Here is an 18,405-nt window from a genome sequence, read left to right on the forward strand (position 1 = left end):
GCGCGAAGCCGGGCACAACGGGAGGAAAGGTCTTGCCAAAGACCTTGACGACGGGCGGGAGTATCCTGACCTCTTGTGCCGCGCGGTTACGCTTCGTATCTAGGCCACAAATCGAGTGACAGGAGATTACCGATGCTAAAAGGTTTAGGCGGCCTGGGTGACATGGCCAAGATGATGAAATCCGCGCAGGATCTGCAGACCAAGATGACTGACATGCAGGAAGAGCTGAACACCATCATGGTTGTCGGCGAATCCGGTGCCGGGCTGGTCAAGGCCACCGCGACCGCCAAGGGCGAGTTGAAAGGTCTGGATATCGACCCATCGATCTTTAACGGTGACGATAAGGAAGTAGTCGAAGACCTCATCCTCGCCGCGATCAAGGACGCCCAAACCAAGGCGCAGGAACGTTCGCAGGCAGAAATGGCCAAGCTGACCGAAAGCATGGGCCTGCCCGCAGACATCAAGCTGCCGTTCTGATACACCCTCCTGACGGATCTATGGCCGGGGCGTGTTTCCCTGGCCCAATTGCGAGGGTCTCACGGTGAGTTCGAACAGTGACATCGACAATCTGATCGACCTGATGGCCAAGCTGCCCGGTCTCGGCCCCCGCTCGGCCCGCCGCGCAGTCCTGCACCTGATCCGCAAACGCGCCCTGCTGCTGACGCCGCTTTCTGACGCCATGCAGCAGGTAGCCGTAACTGCCCGTGAATGCCTGAACTGCGGCAATGTGGGCACCACTGATATCTGCGACATCTGCAATGATGAGGCCCGCGCAACCGGAGAACTGTGCGTAGTCGAAGACGTCGCAGATCTTTGGGCGATGGAGCGCGCCGGGGTCTTCAAGGGCCGCTATCACGTTTTGGGCGGCACGTTGTCGGCTTTGGACGGAGTCGGCCCGGATGAATTGCGCATCCCCCGGTTGAAGGACCGGGTTGTGGCCGAGAGTATCACCGAGATCATCCTCGCCCTGAACGCCACCGTCGATGGCCAGACCACTGCCCACTACATCGCGGATCAGTTGGAGGGGCAGGTTCGTCTGACATCCCTGGCACAAGGTGTGCCGATTGGGGGCGAGTTGGACTATCTAGACGACGGGACGATTACTGCGGCGTTGCGGGCGCGGAAGGAGATCTAGATTTGTAGTCGCCTGCTCCTTGCGTGCCTTGTAGAAACCAAGCACTTTCTTAGGATTTCTTGGAGGTTAAGCATTTGATGCGAAAGTTTATTATAGTTTTTTGTGCATCTGCGCTGATTGTCGTGATTGGTATTCACTTGTTGCTGTCCCCGCCGTTTCCGCTACCTCCAAAAATCGGGCGAAATCTGCCCGACAGTTTTGCCGAAGCTGACAAAGAGTTTGCTCGAAGGATAATCGCTGAATACCCATTGCCGCTGAAAGAGCAAGAGCTGGTCCGATTTCTAGAGCAAGATGGATTTTCTATTTCAAAAGGAAAAAGCTATGCGTATTTTGAAAAACAGTCTTTTCCCTGCATGCTTCGTTGGCTCGTTTTTTGGGAAGCCCAGAATGACACCATAGTCGAGTTGAAGCCTAATTTCGGCGGGTCCTGCCTATAAGTTTCTTAGTAGCTTTATTACTTCACGACGAACGCTCCACAAGCTAGGTGATCTTAAAATTCAGATTGGCTGAATACGACCTAGTATCTGGGGCGCAATGAAAGAATGCTCTTGGCTGGGCTGTCGAAACTTGTAACTTGGGCACAGTTTCACAACGTAACTCTGTGGATTTCAAATATGCCCCGCCTTCTCGCCCTCACCCTAGCCGCCTTCGCCGCCACTGCCGCCCTGTCGCAGGAACTTATCGACAAAGGTTTTGTCGAAGGCTGGAACATCATGATGGACCCCAATCTTGGCAATGGGTGCCTGATACAAACCGTTTATCAAGACCTCTCGGTGGTGCGGCTAGGCTATGACGCGTTGGATAATCGCGGGTATTTCACAGTTTACAACAAGGCTTGGGGCGACATTAAACCGGGGGAACAATACCCAATCCGGTTTGAGCTGGACGGCAAGAGCTTTGATGCCACCGCCATCGGGTTCAAGCAGGATCGCGTGCCCGGCGCGACGGTGTTCTTTACGGACCGGAGTTTCGTCACCTCGATTGCGCAGAACAAGACCATGACCGTCTACAATCCAGAAGGTCAGACCGTCATGGCGATTGATCTGAAAGGCACCGCCAAAGCGCTGGATTATGCGCGCGACTGCCAGAACAAAAAGCTCTAACGAATCGGATCAAACACCGCGTCTTTAGCGGTGCAATCACGGATCACGTCGCGGCCACAGGGCACCGGGTCAAGATTGCGGGACAGGCATAGGCGGACTTCTTCGATATAGCCTTGCTTACAGGTGATGGTGATCATGTCAGGCTCGAGCGTGGGATTGGCCTTGAGAAAGGCCTCTTCCACCACCGAAGCGGGCAGTTTGACCGTCGCGTCCAGCTTGCGGAACACCTCGGGGCGCGCAACTCCTGCATAAGCCTGCCGCGACAGGGCTAAATAGTCGGGTGCACTGAGGCCCGAACAGGTGCCGTGCTTTTTCCATTGATGCCAGGCCAACCCGGATGAGCCCTGAATATCCTCCATTTCCCGCGTCATGCGGCGTGTGGGTGGCGCTTCGGACGTGCGACAATACGAAGGCCAACCCTGATGGAATTGCGGCCAGAGACCATGCAATATCCATCCGTGATCGTGTCGTGCGTTGCACTGATCCGATCCGCGCGCATCGCCTTCGCGGGCGCACCAATTGGGCGACCAGCTGAGCGACAGGACGTAGTAGTCGAACTCGCCCGCCTTTTTGCCCTCGGCCATCGCAGCCATGGCACTCAGCACCCACAAAATCGCCCAGCGCATTCGCCTCTTCCCTTCTTTAGCTGTCGCGACTATATAGGCCCCAAGTTCCCCGACAACGGAAACCTGCCCCATAGCTTCGGGGCCGCCGAATTCCGGCGACGGGACAGATGTATTTATAGGAGACGGGCTGATGGCAAAACCGCTTATGGCCAAGGCAACCGCCGTATGGCTGGTGGACAACACCACGATCAGCTTCAAGCAGATCGCGGATTTCGTAGGCATGCACGAGCTGGAAGTGCAGGGTATTGCGGATGGTGATGTGGCTGCAGGTGTCAAAGGGTTTGACCCGATTGCCAACAACCAGCTGACTCAGGAAGAAATTGACACCGCGCAAAACAACCCGCTGCACAAACTGAAGCTGAAGTTCAATCCGGCGGCATCAGGCGAAGAGAAACGCCGTGGTCCGCGCTACACCCCGCTGTCCAAGCGTCAGGACCGTCCGAACTCGATCCTGTGGCTGGTCAAGTTCCACCCGGAACTCAGCGACGGCCAGATTGCCAAGCTGGTCGGCACCACCAAGCCGACCATCCAGTCGATCCGCGAGCGGACGCACTGGAACATCTCGAACATGCAGCCGATCGATCCGGTTGCCCTGGGACTGTGCAAACAGTCCGAACTGGATGCCATCGTGCAAAAGGCCGCGGCCAAGAAAGCAGCCGAAGGTGGCGTGATGAGCGATGATGAGCGTCGCAAACTGGTGTCGACCGAACAGTCGCTTGAGATGGATTCAGCGCCCAAGATCCCGACCGCGATCGAAGGTCTCGAGACATTCTCGTTGTCCGAGGACACCAACGAGAAGGAAGACGAAGAGCCCATCGTCGATGCGGATAGCTTCTTCAACCTACCCAAGGGTGGTGGTGATGAAGAAGACGAAGACGATCTGCGCCCCTGAGATGCGCATGGTCCCGGCCTCGAATAGCCGGGACCCGATTTTTTGGGTGATTTGATGCTAAAGGTTCTATCCTTATTCTTCGACGCGCATCGTGCCGTTTCAATCTATGTGTTCCTGAAATCCTGGTGGTTGGCCATTACAGGTGCCTTAGTTATGATCGCGATAGTCGCTGGCTTGCTGTTGCTGAATGACGACGGCAAGCACGAGCACGAGGCGTTTCTCACCGTCGCGGTTTTGTCGGCGACACCGATCAATGGCGATCTCAAGAACGGGGTCATTGCTTCGGTGCGCTTGCCGGATGGCTCAGCTGCATCAATCACTTCGACCGAAGGGCCGATTGCTCAGACAGTTGGAACCCAAGCCTGTATCGAGAAACGGGTTTTCGTTGAAAGTGGAGAGCCAAGGTATCGGTTCAAACTGCCACGATATTGCGAAGCTAGCTAGAAAAGCAAAACCGCCCGGTGGCTCAACCGGGCGGTTTTTTGTTTAGATCATTTGAAACAGGATGCCTGCTACGATGGCACCGCTGATGCCCAACCCCAGATAGGTGGCAAAGACGCGCGGTTTCACCAGTGACCACACGGCCGCCATCGCAGGTATCGAACTGACGGCACCGGCCACCATGAATGACATCGCAGCACCCGCACTCATACCCTGCTCCATCAGACCCGCAAGAAGCGGTGGTGCGACGTAAGAGTTCAGATAGGCAGGCATTCCGACCAAGGCAGCGATGACAATTGGCACAACACCCTCACCACCAACAACGCGGGCGATCAGGTCTGCCGGAACATAGCTGACCAGCAATGCTTCGAGCACGTAGGCAAATGCTAGCCATTTGAGCAGGAACAGGCCATTGTGAACGAACTCAACCCGAAAGCGCGTCCGACGGTCAGGGTCTTGCCAGAACTTCCAGACGGGTTTGTCATCTTGCTTTGGTCCGCAACCGCAGCAACCAGCGGGTTTGTATTCACGCAACGGCTGCGCAAAGGCACCTCCCCGCATCAGGGTGCGCACGGCAAACCCGCCGAACAAACCCAACGCGACAGCGGCAACCGCTTTACCAATTGCAAACGGCCAACCCAGCGCACCCGCAGTAATCAGCAACGTCGGGGGGTCGATCAACGGTGAACTGAGCCAGAATGCCATCACGGCCGACAATGGCGCACCCAGAGCCAGCAATCCCGCGATGAATGGGATCACTTCGCAGGAACAAAATGGGGCCAGCCCGCCAAACAACGCGGCCAGAAAGATCATCCGTGTCTCGCGACCCTCAAATGCACGGGCGACCATCACTTCGGCCCCGGTTGCCTTCAGGTATGATAGCAGCAGAACAGCAAACAGGATGTACTGGCCCGTATGCGCAAGCGCTTTGGCTGCAAAACTCACAACCTCGGTCCAGTTGCCCGGATCAAGAACGGCCACCAGCGCCAGTATGACCACGATCAGAGCCCAGGGCGTTTTGATCAGGTCGATCAGGTTTCTGGCAAGTGGCTTGGGGTTTTGTGTTAGTTCAGCCATCGTTTGCGGCCTTTCCGATTTCGTCTGCGCAGCATTCACTAAGGATGAACTGCGCCAGGTTTCTCAATTCGTCAAAGCACGCGCGGTTGATCGTGCTACGCCCGATCTTCTCTTGCTCAACTACTCCGCCAGCAGCCAGAAACCGCAGATGATGCGCCAGAGTCGAGGGTGCGATTCCTGTCCTCGTCTGAATTTCTCCAACGGTCAGGCCTGCTTCCCCAGCACGAACCAAGGTCTTAAGAACCTTCAATCGGGCTTCCGAGCCCATGGCAGAGAAACCTGCGGCAGCTTCTTCCCACATCCTTTATCTCCATTAAACTAGATTTCTGGTTATTTAGTTTAATTTGTATCCTGCGTCAACCACGCGTGTGCGTAAAACTCCCAACATGGTTCGCAGGGCCATAAGTCCAGATTGCCACCGCCTTAGGTCCAACCTATAACGAGGCAATGGGTATTTCGGTCGACACATTCTTTTTGGAACGCAATGGGCAAGGCACCTTACAGGCGCAGCTGCAACAGTTGATCGCCGAAGGCATTCTGTCAGGACGCTTCCACGTTGGGGAAAAGCTGCCCTCGTCCCGTAAACTTGCTGCCCATTTGGGTGTCAGCCGGATTACGGTCACGCTTGCCTATACTGAACTGCTGGCCAATGATTACCTGACCGCCAAAGGCCGGTCGGGATACTATGTTTCAGAAAATGCGCCAGTGCCGCCGACCTACACGCCAGTGCGGCGCGACACCGAAGTGGTTGACTGGGATCAGGCGTTTGCCCGCCGTTTCTCGGGCGGTGATGTGCTGACAAAACCCAGCAACTGGCGTGACTACCGCTATCCCTTCATTTATGGCCAAGTCGACAGAAAGCTGTTCGATCATGCAAACTGGCGTCTCTGCGCAGTTCGGGCGTTGGGACATAAGGACTTTGATTCTTTGACCGGAGACTATGTCGATCAAGATGACCCGCTGCTGCTTGAATTCATCGCCCGGCATACTCTTCCCCGCCGCGGAATTGTAGCCCGGCCCGAAGAAATCTTGATCACCCTGGGCGCTCAGAACGCCCTTTGGCTGGCGTCTCGCATATTGCTGAACCGGAACCGTAGGGCAGCGATCGAGGACCCCTGCTATTACGCCCTGCGCGATCTTCTGATTCACTCGGAATGCAAGCTGTCTTATCTGAAGGTCGACCGGGACGGGTTGCCCCCGGAAACAATCCCTGACGATACCGACGTCATATTCACCACCCCCAGCCACCAGAGCCCGACAACCGCGACCATGCCGGTGGACCGCCGACATGCACTGCTGCGTCGTGCCCGCGAATTGGATGCCATGATCGTCGAGGATGACTATGAATTCGAAATGTCATTTCTCGGGGCCCCGTCACCGGCGCTCAGGTCAATGGATCGCGATGGGCGGGTGATCTACGTGGGCAGCTTTTCCAAGTCGCTGTTTCCGGGGCTTCGATTGGGCTACATGGTCGGGTCCGAACCCTTTATCCGTGAAGCGCGCGCCCTGCGATCTCTGGTCTTGCGTCACCCTCCTGGCCACATGCAGCGAACCGCAGCCTACTTCCTATCGCTCGGCCACTATGATGCTCAGATCCGGCGCATGTCTAAAACGCTGCAACGCCGTCGCGAAGCGATTGAGGAGGCGATTGGACAATATGGTCTGACTGTTGCTGGGCGCGGGATGCTGGGCGGATCATCGATCTGGATGCAAGCGCCGCTGCATGTAGACACCAGCAAACTGGCCCGAGACCTGCAGCGCCAAAGCGTCCATATCGAACCGGGTGAGGCATTTTTTTCAAGCCAGAACAGACCAAAGAACTTTTATCGGCTGGGCTACTCTTCAATCTCGTCGGATCGTATCGAACCGGGAATCCAACAGATTGCTGAAGCGATCCGGCGTTCTTAAGCACTCTGGACTTAAACCGCTACCGGTTCTGGCCCTAACGCCACAGACACCCGTACGCCAAAACCGATCAGAAAACTGGGTGCAAAACCCCCGTTCCATCCTTCTATGATCGGAGATTACGCAGATGAAGATGACCACCGAAGAAGCCTTTGTAAAAACCCTGCAGATGCATGGCATCGAACATGCGTTCGGTATCATCGGCTCGGCCATGATGCCGATCTCCGACATCTTTGGCAAAGCAGGCATCACTTTCTGGGATTGTGCCCACGAAGGGTCCGGCGGCATGATGGCCGACGGCTATACCCGCGCAACCGGCAAGATGTCGATGATGATCGCCCAGAACGGCCCCGGCATCACCAACTTTGTGACCGCCGTCAAAACTGCCTATTGGAACCACACTCCGCTGCTGCTGGTCACTCCGCAGGCCGCAAACAAGACCATGGGTCAAGGTGGTTTCCAAGAAATGGAGCAGATGCGCATGTTCGCAGACTGCGTTTGCTACCAGGAAGAGGTGCGTGACCCCAGCCGTATGGCCGAGGTTCTGAGCCGCGTAATCATGAACGCCAAGCGCGCTTCGGCACCTGCGCAGATCAACGTTCCGCGCGACTTCTTCACTCAGGTGATCGACATCGAGCTGCCTGCTGTTGTTGAGTTTGAACTGCCTTCGGGTGGTGCATCGGCCGTATCCGAAGCTGCCGCTCTGCTGTCGAACGCAAAGAACCCCGTTATCCTGAACGGTGCAGGCACCGTTCTGTCGAAAGGCGGCATCGAAGCGTCGAAAGCACTGGCCGAGCGTCTGGACGCTCCGGTTTGCGTTGGCTACCAGCACAATGACGCTTTCCCCGGCTCGCACCCACTGTTCGCTGGCCCGCTGGGCTACAACGGCTCAAAAGCCGGTATGCAGCTGATCAAGGAAGCAGACGTTGTTCTGTGCCTCGGTACACGCCTGAACCCGTTCTCGACCCTTCCAGGCTACGGCATGGAGTACTGGCCTGCAGATGCAAAGATCATTCAGGTCGACATCAACCCCGACCGCATCGGCCTGACCAAGAAGGTCTCGGTTGGTATCGTGGGCGATGCGGCGACCGTTGCCACCAGCATCCTGAACCAACTGTCCGACACAGCCGGTGACGAAGGCCGCGATGCGCGCAAGGCTAAGATCGCCGAAACCAAATCGCGTTGGGCGCAAGAACTGACCTCGATGGATCACGAGCAGGACGATCCGGGCACCACCTGGAACGAGCGCGCTCGCGCTGCCAAGCCGGACTGGCTGAGCCCGCGCAAAGCATGGCGCGCGATCCAGTCCGCGCTGCCGAAAGAGGCGATCATCTCGTCCGACATCGGCAACAACTGCGCCATCGGCAACGCCTATCCTTCGTTTGAAGAAGGCCGCAAGTATCTGGCCCCCGGCCTGTTCGGCCCCTGTGGCTATGGTCTGCCTTCGGTCATTGGCGCGAAGATCGGCTGCCCGGATGTACCAGTTGTCGGCTTCTCTGGCGATGGTGCCTTCGGCATTGCAGTCACCGAACTGACCGCCATCGGTCGCGAAGAATGGCCAGCCATCACTCAGGTTGTGTTCCGCAACTACCAGTGGGGTGCGGAAAAGCGCAACTCGACCCTGTGGTTCGATGACAACTTCGTCGGCACCGAGTTGGACACCAAAGTGTCCTATGCCGGCATCGCCAACGCCTGTGGCTTGAAAGGCGTCATCGCGCGCACTCAGGATGAACTGACAGCGGCGCTGAGCCAGGCGATCGAGGATCAGAAGAACGGCATCACCACCCTGATCGAAGCAATGATCAACCAGGAACTGGGTGAACCCTTCCGTCGCGACGCGATGAAGAAGCCGGTTGAGGTTGCAGGTATCGACGCAAGCGACATGCGTCTGCAGCAGGTTTGATTGCTGTCAAAAACATAAGTCGGACCGGGTTCAACCGGTCCGCTTAAAGAAAAGCAGAGGAAGGGGGTGCCTGCACTCTCTTCCTCTATATGGTTGAGCCCGGTGTGCTTACGCTCCAGTGTGTTCAACACGTACAGGTACCAAGGCGATCCGCCACAGGGAGAGACAGCGTGAATCAACAACCGAACCTCAACCTATCCCCACCCGTGTCAGACGAGATCCGCCGGACCACGTGCTATATGTGTGCCTGCCGCTGCGGTATCAACGTGCACATGAAGGATGGGAAGGTCGCCTATATCGAAGGCAATCGGGATCATCCGGTAAACAAGGGCGTTCTCTGCGCCAAAGGCAGCGCGGGGATTATGCAGGTGAACGCCCCGTCGCGCCTACGCGCACCGCTCAAACGCGTCGGCCCGCGTGGGTCTGGCGAGTTCGAAGAGATCAGTTGGGACGAGGCGCTCGAGATCGCTGTCGGTTGGCTAAAACCGATCCGCGAAGACAACCCTGAGAAACTGGCCTTTTTCACCGGCCGTGATCAGAGCCAGAGCTTCACCAGTTTCTGGGCACAGAATTTCGGCACCTGTAACTATGCGGCCCATGGCGGGTTCTGTTCGGTCAACATGGCAGCCGGTGGCATCTACACGATGGGCGGTGCATTCTGGGAGTTCGGTCAGCCCGACTGGGATCACACCAAGCTGTTCATGCTGTTCGGCGTTGCAGAAGACCACGACAGCAACCCGATTAAAATGGGCATCGGCAAGATCAAGGCGCGCGGTGCCCGGGTGATTGGGGTAAATCCGATCCGCTCGGGCTATAACGCCGTGGCAGATGATTGGGTCGGCATCACCCCCGGTACCGATGGCCTGTTCATCTTGTCGATGATCCATGTGCTGATGAAGGCAGGCAAAATCGATCTGGATTACCTAAGTCGCTACACCAACGCGCCGGTCCTGATCAACGCATCCGACGGTCCGGAAAAGGGTCTGTTCCTGAAAGACGATGACGGCAAGCCATTGGTCATCGACCGCAATACCGGCAAGCTGACTGCTTTCGACACCCACGGCGTCCGCCCTGACCTATCAGCGACCTACGAAAAGGACGGTGTCACCCACCGCCCCGTCTTCCACCACATGGCAGAACGGTATCTGGCGGATGAATACGCCCCCGAGGCAATCGCAGAAAAATGCGGCGTGCCAGCGACCCGCATTCGCGCGATTGCTGGCGAGCTGGCCCGTGTGGCCTTTGATGAAGCGTTCGAACTGGACCATGAATGGATCGATTTCCGGGGCGAGAAACACTCGAAGATGATTGGTCGCCCCGTTGCGATGCACTCGATGCGCGGCGTTTCAGCCCATGCCAACGGTTTCCAGACCTGCCGCGCCCTGCATGTGTTGCAGATCCTGCTTGGAACGGTCGAAGTCCCCGGCGGCTTCCGCTTCAAGCCACCCTACCCCAAGCCAGTTGAGGCGCATCCGACTCCGCATTGTAAGGTGACGCCGAATACACCTCTGGACGGGCCGCATTTGGGGTTTGTTCGCGGCCCCGAGCATCTGGCGCTGAAAGAAGACGGCAGCCCGGCGCGGATCGACAAAGCATTTACATGGGAAAACCCGATGTCCAGCCACGGGCTGATGCACATGGTGATCTCGAATGCCCATGCAGGTGATCCCTACAAGATCGATACGTTGTTCATGTACATGGCCAACATGTCCTGGAATTCGACCATGAACACCAAGGGTGTCATGGACATGCTGACGGACAAGGATGAGAACGGCGACTACGTGATCCCGCATATCATCTATTCCGATGCTTATTCCTCGGAAATGGTGGCCTATGCCGACCTTATCCTGCCCGATACAACTTATCTGGAACGACACGACTGTATCTCGCTACTGGACCGCCCGATCTGCGAGGCCGAGGCAGCGGCAGACGCGATCCGCTGGCCGGTGATTGAACCCGACCGCGACGTACGCGGCTTCCAGTCGGTTCTGATTGATCTGGCCAACCGCATGGGCCTGCCCGGCTTTACCAACGATGATGGCAGCGCCAAGTGGACGGATTACGCCGACTATATCGTCAACCACGAACGCAAGCCGGGGATTGGACCGCTTGCCGGTTTCCGGGGCGAAAACGGCGACAAGGAAGGTCGTGGCGAGGTTAACCCCGACCAATTGAACCAATACATCGAGAATGGTGGCTTCTATGTCGCGCATATTCCCGAAGGTGCGGATTACTACAAACCTTGGAACACTGCCTATCAAAACTGGGCTGTGGGCATGGGTATCTATGACAGCCCACAGCCCTATCTATTCCAGCTCTATTCCGAGCCGATGCGTAAATTCCAACTGGCCGCCGAAGGCTACGGGGAACGCCAGCCCCCAGATCACCTGCGCGCGCAGATCCAAGATACAATGGACCCCCTGCCCATTTGGTACGAAACCGATCAGACCGGCAATGAAGGCTTCACCGTCAACGCTCTGACCCAGCGGCCAATGGCGATGTATCATAGTTGGGGCACACAAAACGCCTGGTTGCGTCAGCTACATGGGCGCAACCCGCTATACGTCCCGACCAAGCTGATGCGTGAACACGGGCTGCAAGACGGCGATTGGGCCAAAGTCAGCTCTCCACATGGCGAGATCACGGTACCCGTCATGGAGATGGCTGCGCTGAACAACAATACCGTGTGGACTTGGAATGCCATCGGAAAGCGCAAAGGGGCCTGGGCCTTGCAGAAAGACGCCCCCGAGGCCACCAAGGGTTTCCTGCTCAACCACCTGATCCACGAGCTGCTGCCCCCCAAAGGTGACGGCCTGCGCTGGGCAAACTCTGATCCGATCACCGGTCAGGCCGCCTGGTTCGATCTGAAGGTAAAAATCGAAAAGGCCGCCGCTCCAAGCGATGCTGAAAGCCAGCCAGAATTCGCTCCAATCAAATCGCCGGTCGGGCAAGGGCCAAAGGATTTGGCCTGGAAGGTGGGCAAATGACCCGATCCGTTCTTCATCTGGCTATAAATATCTCGGGGTCTGGGGCAGAGCCCCAGCCCGCCCTGACCACAATCGCAGAGGCAAGGCAGTCATGACCCAGCTCCCCCAATCAACCGAACGCAAGATGGGTCTGGTCATTGATCTGGACACCTGCGTTGGCTGCCATGCCTGCGTCATTTCATGCAAAGGCTGGAACACCGAAAACTACGGCGCGCCACTGTCGGATCAGGATGCTTATGGTGCTGACCCTTCAGGCACCTTCTTGAACCGGGTGCACTCTTACGAGGTGCAACCCGCCGAAGGGCATGCCCAATTGATCCACTTCCCAAAATCCTGCCTGCATTGTGAAGACGCACCCTGCGTGACCGTCTGCCCCACCGGTGCCAGCTACAAGCGGGTTGAGGACGGAATCGTTCTGGTCAACGAAAATGACTGCATCGGCTGCGGCCTGTGCGCGTGGTCCTGCCCCTATGGCGCACGCGAACTGGATCAGGCCGAAGGCGTTATGAAGAAATGCACGCTTTGCGTCGATCGGATTTACAACGAGAACCTACCCGAGGTGGATCGTGTGCCCTCTTGTGTGCGCACCTGCCCGGCAGGTGCCCGACACTTTGGCGATCTCGGCGACCCTGGCAGTGATGTCAGTAAGCTGGTCGTCGAACGTGGCGGCATGGACCTGATGCCTGAACAGGGCACCAAACCCGTCAACAAATACCTGCCGCCCCGACCCAAGGACAAAATTGAGGAGCAGATTGACATCCTAGCCCCTCTGCTGGCCCCGGTCGCCGAAGAGCCCAAGGGTTTCCTCGGCTGGCTCGACAAGACCCTGGAGAAGCTCTGATGCACCCGGCACCTTCCGTTATCATCTTTACCACCCTGTCCGGTCTCGGATTTGGACTCTTGTTCTTCCTGGGGCTCGGCATACCTGACGTCTCGGGCTGGGTCGCGTTTGTGTTTTTCGCAATTGCCTATGGCTTGTCCGTCGGCGGTTTGCTCGCGTCGACATTCCACCTCGGCCACCCAGAGCGCGCCTGGAAAGCCTTCACCCAGTGGCGCTCAAGCTGGCTCAGCCGCGAGGGCTGGTGCGCGGTCATCGCGCTGCTTGTCATGGGGCTTTATGCTATTGGTGCGGTCTTTCTAGGCCAACGCTGGGGTGTGCTAGGCTGGATCGGCGCGGCATTCTCGCTGGCCACGGTCTTCACCACATCGATGATCTACACGCAGCTCAAGACCATCCCACGCTGGAACATGAACCTGACACCAGCCATGTTCTTGTCGTTCAGCCTTGCAGGCGGGGCGTTGTTGGCCGGAGCAGAAGCGCTTGCCCCTTGGTTGCTGGCCATTGCCGGCGCTGTACAGCTTGCCTATTGGGCCAAGGGCGACGGTGCGTTGTCCCGATCGGGAACCACGCTGGCAACCGCGACAGGGCTTGGTGAGCGAGGCGCTGTCCGCGCATTCGAACCACCTCATACAGGTACAAACTATCTGCTGCGTGAGTTTGTGCATGTGGTCGGTCGGAAGCATGCGCAGAAACTACGGATGATATCTTTTGGTCTGGCTTTTGTGCTGCCTTTACTGCTGCTTCTGATCCCCTTTGGCGGCGTTCTGATCAAGCATGTCTTTGCGCTTGTGGCGGTGTTGTCGCATGTCACCGGCGTTGCTGTTTCACGCTGGTTGTTCTTCGCGCAAGCAGAGCATGTGGTTGGGTTGTACTACGGCAAGCGTTGATGGGGGCTCTGCCCCCGTCGCGGCAAGCCGCGCCTCCCCCGAGGTATTTCTAGCCAGATGAAATTTGGATCCCGAATTAGAAAAGGGTGGCGCTCGATCTTCGAGGCCGCCCTTACGAGTCCGTATATTGATTTCAGATTAATCCAGCATGCGCCATTGCTGCTTCGATAGCGGCTTTGGTGCTGTCTTCCAGCTCGGTCAGAGGCGAGCGCACTTCGGTGCTACACAGGCCAAGTTTGCTGAGCGCGTATTTTGCGCCAACCAGACCGGGCTCGATGAAGATCGCTTCGTGCAGGGGCATCAGGCGGTCCTGATAATCCAGTGCCTTTGCATAATCGCCCGCCAACGTTGCCTGCTGGAATTCAGCACAGAGCTTCGGGGCCACGTTTGCGGTGACCGAGATGCAGCCCACTCCGCCATGAGCGTTGAAGCCCAGTGCTGTGGCGTCTTCACCGGATAGCTGGCAGAAATCCGCACCACAGCTTGCACGCTGCTGGCTGACGCGCGCCAGATCTCCGGTCGCGTCCTTGACCCCGATGATGCGCGGCAGTTTCGCCAACTCACCCATCGTTGCAGGAGTCATGTCGATGACCGAACGACCCGGGATATTGTAGATGATGATCGGGATATCGGCACTGTCATGCAGAGTTTGGAAATGCGCCAGCAGCCCCTTCTGGGTCGGCTTGTTGTAATAGGGGGTTACGACCAGCGCCGCATCCGCACCGATTTTTTGCGCAAACTGAACAAACCGAATGGCCTCGACAGTATTGTTGGAGCCCGCGCCTGCGATGACAGGCACGCGACCTGCTGCAGCCTTCACCACTTCGGCGATAACCGTTTCATGTTCTTCATGGCTGAGGGTCGGGCTTTCGCCGGTCGTACCAACCGGAACCAGACCGGTCGAACCTTGCTGTATTTGCCATTCCACCAGGTGTTTGAGCGTTTCCAGGTCCAACGCGCCGTTGCTGAACGGGGTGACCAGGGCTGGCATTGAGCCTTTAAACATGGAACGCTCCTTAGGTGTTTTTTGCGCACCGGTCTGTCACGATTAAGGGTTTGTGAGTTGATCCCGGCGGCGCAAGGTTTATCCTGCATGGCTGTATCCTTGGTTTGTTGGGGAATGCAAGGGATGAGACGTATTCTGTCGCTTGGAATAGCGATGATTCTGGCGCTGATGCTACAGCCGCATGCCACCCGGGCGGATGCGACGCAGGATTTGCGCGCGGGGCTCTATGAGATGCGCAAGGGCGATTGGAATGCCGCGCTGCGCGTTGCAGGCCAGCGTGGATCGGTGGCGCGGGACATTATTGTCTGGCATTGGCTACGCGAAGGTTTTGGCAGCTCGGGCGATGTGCTGGTGTTTCTTGAGCGGCGCCCGGATTGGCCCGGTTTGGCCTGGCTGCGCCGTAAGAGCGAGCCATCATTCACCGGGGCCGATCCGAATCGAGTTCTGAAATTCTACGAAGGGATGCCACCGCAAACAGCAGAAGGTGCTTTGAATTATGCCGTGGCCTTGAAAAGCCAAGGCCGCAATGGTGAAGCAGAAGCCGACGTCGTAACCGCGTGGCGAACCATGCCGATGGGGTCGGGCCTACAAAAGGATTATCTTGAGAACTTCGGGAAGCTTCTGAGACCACATCACGAGGCCAGGTTGGATCGGATGTTGTGGGATGGGCATCTGGTCAGCGCCGGGCGGATGCTGCCCCTGGTCAACTCTGAGCAGCGCAAACTGGCCGAGGCGCGCATTGCCCTGCAAAAGCGCGAAAACGGAGTGGACGGCAAAGTCGCCGCAGTGCCGGAATCACTGGCCAAAGACCCTGGCCTGGCATTTGATCGTTTCGTGTGGCGGGATCGCAAAGAACTGGACGACAGCGCCATTGATCTGATGTTGGCACGCTCGACCGGACCAAAATCGCTGGGTGAACCCGACAAATGGGCGGAAGGGCGACGCAGACTGGCACGTCTTGAGATGCGCACGGGAGATGCCGAACGCGCCTATGCGATTGCCGCCAATCACCACATGACCCCCGAAATGGGCTATGGCTACGCTGATTTGGAGTGGCTCTCGGGATTTCTGGCGCTGCGCAAGCTGAATGATCCGGCCACGGCGGTGCGGCATTTCCAGAATTTCTCGGAGGCGGTGCAATCGCCGATTTCGAAGGGTCGCGGTGGATATTGGCTGGGCCGCGCCTATGCGGCGCAGGGGGATGCTGACAAGGCGCACGAGGCTTATGCCGAAGGCGCGAACTATCAGACCTCGTTCTACGGGTTGCTGGCGGCGGAACAAATCGGCCGTCCGTTTGACAGCGAATTGGCCAACCCACGCCGCGCGCCGCATTGGAAACAAGCCGCATTCGCTGACTCAAGCGTGTTGGAGGCTGGATTGCTGTTGCAGCGCGCAGGAGAGGGAAACCTTTCAGAACGGTTTCTGACCCATTTGGTGGAAGGTCTCGATCAAACCCAGGCCGCTCAGCTGGGTGACCTGGTGATCGAACTGAACGAACCGCATCTGGCCGTCATGATCGCCAAGCGCGCGGCAACAACCGGTGTTGTTTTGCCTGCCGCTTATTACCCAGTGCACCCGGTCGCAGATATGGGACTTCCCATGGCGAAGGAAATGACGCTGGCAATTGCCCGACGCGAAAGTGAGTTCGATCCGGTAGTCATCAGTGGCGCAGGCGCGCGCGGTTTGATGCAGGTCATGCCCGCTACCGCCAAACTTGTGGCTCAGGATTTGGGTATTCTGGGTGGCCATAAAACCGCGCGCCTAACCTCGGACTGGCAATATAACGCAAAGCTGGGGGCGAATTATCTTGCAACGCTTGCAGAGGATTTCAACGGCAATGTCGTGATGATGGCCGCTGGATATAACGCGGGGCCAAGACGGCCGATTTCGTGGATGGAACGCTATGGCGACCCGCGCCGGGGCCAGGTGGATGTGATCGACTGGATCGAGACCATTCCTTTCAAGGAGACGCGCAACTATGTCATGCGTGTCGCCGAAAGCCTGCCGGTCTATCGCGCTCGGCTTGGGCAGCCAGCTTTACCAGTGCCATTCTCAAAGGAACTAACCGGTTCGACCCTTTCGTCGTTCGCGCCATAAGGTGAACAGGCCCGCCGCGATCACCAAAGCTGCGCCCAAAACAACCTCGGGGCGCAGCGTCTCGTGGAAGATCGTGATGCCCAGAATTGCGCTCCACATCAGATGGAAATAGGCAAAGGGTTGCACGGCGCTGGCCTCGGCCATTTCGTAGCACTTAATCAATAGCCAGTGTCCCAGAGCGCCTGCGATGCAAAGCAACCCCATCCAAAACCAATCGCTGCTGGCCATGGGTTCCCAAAACCAGACACCAACAGCAGTCATTGCGACTGCACCAGCCACCCCAGTCCAGAAAAAACTGGTCGCAGTACTGTCCCGCCGAGCCGCATACCGTGTCAGTAGGCCATAAATCGCGAACATAAACGCCGAGATCAGCGGGATCACAGCCCAAGGGTTGAACACACCGGCACCGGGCTGCAGGATGATCAACACCCCGATGCAGCCGACCCCGATGGCGGCCCAGCGACGCCAGCCGACTTTCTCACCCAGAACCGGGCCGCTGAGGGCAGCGATCAGCAGCGGATAGCTGATGAAAACGGCCTGGCTTTCAATCAAGCCCAGAATGGTAAAGCTGAAAACGGCGACACAAATTTCTGCGGCCAGTAACACACCCCGGAATATCTGGAGTCCCAACTGGCTGGTTTGCGCCGCCGCCCGCAAACCTCCGCTAGATCTCGCAGCCAGAGCAATCACGAATGCGGCAAAGAACCAGTACCGGATCATCACCACCATATACGTATTGTAGGTACCGGCCAGATGGCGCGAAATCCCATCCTGCAAAGCAAACACGATCGTCGCGCTGACCATAAGCGCTATACCGGCGTTGACGTTGTTCTTCTGGCTCATTGCTTCACCGCCCGGGTCATGTGCCGTTTACGGCCAAAGCCGGGGCTGCGGGTAACATCAAAACCTGCGTCGGATAGGCCCCGACGCACGAAACCCGCGGCAGTATAGGTTGCCGCTGTACCGCCTTGAATCGTGTGCTCCGCCACCTGCTGCATCAGTTCAGCCTCCCACAGCTCGGGGTTTTTTGCGGGTGAGAAGCCATCCAGAAACCACGCATCTGCCACACCTGCCCATGTGGGCAAGGTCTGGCGCGCGTCTCCGACCATGACCTCAAGATGCAACGTGTCCAGCACGCATTTCTGCCCATTCCATGTTTTCAGAAAGCGATCGGCCCACGGTGTCATCTCGGGGAAGGCGGCTAAAGCACGCGCCATATCGTCAGGCGCCATCGGATAGGCCTCGAAGCTGGTGAACCGTAATGGTGTAGTCTGCCCTGCTGCTTCCCACGCCGACCACGCGGTCAACAGATTCAGGCCGGTGCCAAAGCCTAGTTCAGCGATGTGAAACCCCGGTACAAAGCGCGATGGCAGATCGTTGCCTGCCAGAAACACATGACGCGTTTCCCCTAACCCGTTCTGCAACGAGTAATAGGGGTCATCGAACCGATCCGAGACCGGGATCTGGTCTTCCGTCCAAGTAAGTTCGGCACGCTGGTCTGCCAT

18 protein-coding genes are annotated in these 18,405 nt (G+C 57.6%); 12 read left to right on the forward strand and 6 right to left on the reverse strand.

Annotated features, from left to right (window positions below; all coding sequences use genetic code 11):
- The first annotated feature begins 132 nt into the window (after positions 1-132).
- From ACR0L9_RS08505 to ACR0L9_RS08520, 4 genes are all read left to right on the forward strand, one after another.
- Positions 133-477 (forward strand): YbaB/EbfC family nucleoid-associated protein, encoded by a 345-nt coding sequence (locus ACR0L9_RS08505; RefSeq protein ID WP_170398693.1) that lies wholly within the window; start codon positions 133-135, stop codon positions 475-477.
- A 64-nt stretch (positions 478-541) separates the two neighbouring features.
- The gene (gene recR, locus ACR0L9_RS08510; protein WP_170398696.1) at positions 542-1,135 is read left to right on the forward strand and encodes a recombination mediator RecR; all 594 of its coding nucleotides are present in this window, start codon (positions 542-544) and stop codon (positions 1,133-1,135) included.
- 77 nt (positions 1,136-1,212) lie between these two features.
- Complete coding sequence (locus ACR0L9_RS08515; protein ID WP_480895414.1) at positions 1,213-1,572, forward strand: hypothetical protein; 360 nt, start codon at positions 1,213-1,215, stop codon at positions 1,570-1,572.
- Between the two features lie 177 nt (positions 1,573-1,749).
- Positions 1,750-2,238, forward strand: a complete 489-nt coding sequence (locus ACR0L9_RS08520) for a hypothetical protein (RefSeq protein ID WP_480895415.1) — start codon at positions 1,750-1,752, stop codon at positions 2,236-2,238.
- Here the strand turns inward: ACR0L9_RS08520 and ACR0L9_RS08525 are convergent.
- On the reverse strand, positions 2,235-2,864 hold the full coding sequence (locus tag ACR0L9_RS08525; protein ID WP_480895416.1) for a ribonuclease T2 family protein: 630 nt from the start codon (positions 2,862-2,864) through the stop codon (positions 2,235-2,237). The genes ACR0L9_RS08520 and ACR0L9_RS08525 overlap by 4 nt on opposite strands.
- Positions 2,865-2,994: 130 nt before the next feature.
- On the opposite strand from ACR0L9_RS08525, the gene ACR0L9_RS08530 reads away from it, so the two are divergent.
- Together ACR0L9_RS08530 and ACR0L9_RS08535 are read left to right on the forward strand one after the other, a co-directional pair.
- Entirely contained in the window at positions 2,995-3,756 is a 762-nt protein-coding gene (locus ACR0L9_RS08530) for a DUF1013 domain-containing protein (RefSeq protein ID WP_170398707.1), read from the forward strand.
- Between the two features lie 54 nt (positions 3,757-3,810).
- A complete protein-coding gene (locus ACR0L9_RS08535) occupies positions 3,811-4,200 on the forward strand; it encodes a hypothetical protein (RefSeq protein WP_480895417.1) in 390 nt (129 codons plus the stop codon).
- A 42-nt stretch (positions 4,201-4,242) separates the two neighbouring features.
- Here ACR0L9_RS08535 and ACR0L9_RS08540 read toward each other — a convergent pair whose 3' ends face one another.
- Complete coding sequence (locus ACR0L9_RS08540) at positions 4,243-5,274, reverse strand: permease (RefSeq protein WP_480562321.1); 1,032 nt, start codon at positions 5,272-5,274, stop codon at positions 4,243-4,245.
- Positions 5,267-5,575, reverse strand: a complete 309-nt coding sequence (locus tag ACR0L9_RS08545) for an ArsR/SmtB family transcription factor (RefSeq protein ID WP_170398716.1) — start codon at positions 5,573-5,575, stop codon at positions 5,267-5,269. The genes ACR0L9_RS08540 and ACR0L9_RS08545 overlap by 8 nt, the downstream gene beginning before the upstream one ends.
- A 146-nt stretch (positions 5,576-5,721) precedes the next feature.
- Between ACR0L9_RS08545 and pdxR the strand changes: the two genes are divergently transcribed.
- From pdxR to ACR0L9_RS08570, 5 genes are all read left to right on the forward strand, one after another.
- Complete coding sequence (gene pdxR / locus ACR0L9_RS08550) at positions 5,722-7,182, forward strand: MocR-like pyridoxine biosynthesis transcription factor PdxR (protein ID WP_170398719.1); 1,461 nt, start codon at positions 5,722-5,724, stop codon at positions 7,180-7,182.
- A 124-nt stretch (positions 7,183-7,306) separates the two neighbouring features.
- A complete protein-coding gene (xsc, locus tag ACR0L9_RS08555) occupies positions 7,307-9,082 on the forward strand; it encodes a sulfoacetaldehyde acetyltransferase (RefSeq protein ID WP_170398722.1) in 1,776 nt (591 codons plus the stop codon).
- Positions 9,083-9,252: 170 nt separating this feature from the next.
- Positions 9,253-12,069: a molybdopterin oxidoreductase family protein gene (locus ACR0L9_RS08560; RefSeq protein WP_480895418.1), complete on the forward strand. Its 2,817-nt coding sequence runs from the start codon at positions 9,253-9,255 to the stop codon at positions 12,067-12,069.
- A 91-nt stretch (positions 12,070-12,160) separates the two neighbouring features.
- Complete coding sequence (locus ACR0L9_RS08565) at positions 12,161-12,910, forward strand: 4Fe-4S dicluster domain-containing protein (RefSeq protein ID WP_170398728.1); 750 nt, start codon at positions 12,161-12,163, stop codon at positions 12,908-12,910.
- Positions 12,910-13,797 (forward strand): dimethyl sulfoxide reductase anchor subunit family protein, encoded by an 888-nt coding sequence (locus ACR0L9_RS08570; RefSeq protein WP_170425791.1) that lies wholly within the window; start codon positions 12,910-12,912, stop codon positions 13,795-13,797. The genes ACR0L9_RS08565 and ACR0L9_RS08570 overlap by 1 nt, the downstream gene beginning before the upstream one ends.
- A 133-nt stretch (positions 13,798-13,930) precedes the next feature.
- Here the strand turns inward: ACR0L9_RS08570 and dapA are convergent, their stop codons facing one another.
- Complete coding sequence (dapA, locus tag ACR0L9_RS08575; protein ID WP_170611261.1) at positions 13,931-14,803, reverse strand: 4-hydroxy-tetrahydrodipicolinate synthase; 873 nt, start codon at positions 14,801-14,803, stop codon at positions 13,931-13,933.
- A 123-nt stretch (positions 14,804-14,926) separates the two neighbouring features.
- Between dapA and ACR0L9_RS08580 the strand changes: the two genes are divergently transcribed.
- Positions 14,927-16,900 (forward strand): transglycosylase SLT domain-containing protein, encoded by a 1,974-nt coding sequence (locus tag ACR0L9_RS08580; protein ID WP_480895419.1) that lies wholly within the window; start codon positions 14,927-14,929, stop codon positions 16,898-16,900.
- Here ACR0L9_RS08580 and ACR0L9_RS08585 read toward each other — a convergent pair.
- Together ACR0L9_RS08585 and mnmC2 are read right to left on the reverse strand one after the other, a co-directional pair.
- Positions 16,865-17,743, reverse strand: a complete 879-nt coding sequence (locus ACR0L9_RS08585) for a DMT family transporter (RefSeq protein ID WP_170596824.1) — start codon at positions 17,741-17,743, stop codon at positions 16,865-16,867. The genes ACR0L9_RS08580 and ACR0L9_RS08585 overlap by 36 nt on opposite strands.
- Positions 17,740-18,405 carry a tRNA (5-methylaminomethyl-2-thiouridine)(34)-methyltransferase MnmC2 gene (mnmC2, locus tag ACR0L9_RS08590; RefSeq protein WP_480895420.1) on the reverse strand — a complete coding sequence of 222 codons (666 nt, stop codon included), beginning with the start codon at positions 18,403-18,405 and terminating at the stop codon, positions 17,740-17,742. Before mnmC2 ends, ACR0L9_RS08585 begins: the two co-directional genes overlap by 4 nt.

It is taken from the genome of Ruegeria sp. I3, from assembly GCF_056532525.1.

What these genes read in the sequence shown, in the direction of transcription:
- ACR0L9_RS08505 (WP_170398693.1), top strand. Translation starts at nt 133, where the DNA reads ATGCTAAAAGGTTTAGGCGGCCTGGGTGACATGGCCAAGATGATGAAA.
- ACR0L9_RS08515 (WP_480895414.1), top strand. Translation starts at nt 1,213, where the DNA reads ATGCGAAAGTTTATTATAGTTTTTTGTGCATCTGCGCTGATTGTCGTG.
- ACR0L9_RS08520 (WP_480895415.1), top strand. Translation starts at nt 1,750, where the DNA reads ATGCCCCGCCTTCTCGCCCTCACCCTAGCCGCCTTCGCCGCCACTGCC.
- ACR0L9_RS08525 (WP_480895416.1), bottom strand. Translation starts at nt 2,864, where the DNA reads ATGCGCTGGGCGATTTTGTGGGTGCTGAGTGCCATGGCTGCGATGGCC.
- ACR0L9_RS08530 (WP_170398707.1), top strand. Translation starts at nt 2,995, where the DNA reads ATGGCAAAACCGCTTATGGCCAAGGCAACCGCCGTATGGCTGGTGGAC.
- ACR0L9_RS08535 (WP_480895417.1), top strand. Translation starts at nt 3,811, where the DNA reads ATGCTAAAGGTTCTATCCTTATTCTTCGACGCGCATCGTGCCGTTTCA.
- ACR0L9_RS08540 (WP_480562321.1), bottom strand. Translation starts at nt 5,274, where the DNA reads ATGGCTGAACTAACACAAAACCCCAAGCCACTTGCCAGAAACCTGATC.
- ACR0L9_RS08545 (WP_170398716.1), bottom strand. Translation starts at nt 5,575, where the DNA reads ATGTGGGAAGAAGCTGCCGCAGGTTTCTCTGCCATGGGCTCGGAAGCC.
- pdxR (WP_170398719.1), top strand. Translation starts at nt 5,722, where the DNA reads ATGGGTATTTCGGTCGACACATTCTTTTTGGAACGCAATGGGCAAGGC.
- xsc (WP_170398722.1), top strand. Translation starts at nt 7,307, where the DNA reads ATGAAGATGACCACCGAAGAAGCCTTTGTAAAAACCCTGCAGATGCAT.
- ACR0L9_RS08565 (WP_170398728.1), top strand. Translation starts at nt 12,161, where the DNA reads ATGACCCAGCTCCCCCAATCAACCGAACGCAAGATGGGTCTGGTCATT.
- ACR0L9_RS08570 (WP_170425791.1), top strand. Translation starts at nt 12,910, where the DNA reads ATGCACCCGGCACCTTCCGTTATCATCTTTACCACCCTGTCCGGTCTC.
- dapA (WP_170611261.1), bottom strand. Translation starts at nt 14,803, where the DNA reads ATGTTTAAAGGCTCAATGCCAGCCCTGGTCACCCCGTTCAGCAACGGC.
- ACR0L9_RS08580 (WP_480895419.1), top strand. Translation starts at nt 14,927, where the DNA reads ATGAGACGTATTCTGTCGCTTGGAATAGCGATGATTCTGGCGCTGATG.
- ACR0L9_RS08585 (WP_170596824.1), bottom strand. Translation starts at nt 17,743, where the DNA reads ATGAGCCAGAAGAACAACGTCAACGCCGGTATAGCGCTTATGGTCAGC.
- mnmC2 (WP_480895420.1), bottom strand. Translation starts at nt 18,405, where the DNA reads ATGGCAGACCAGCGTGCCGAACTTACTTGGACGGAAGACCAGATCCCG.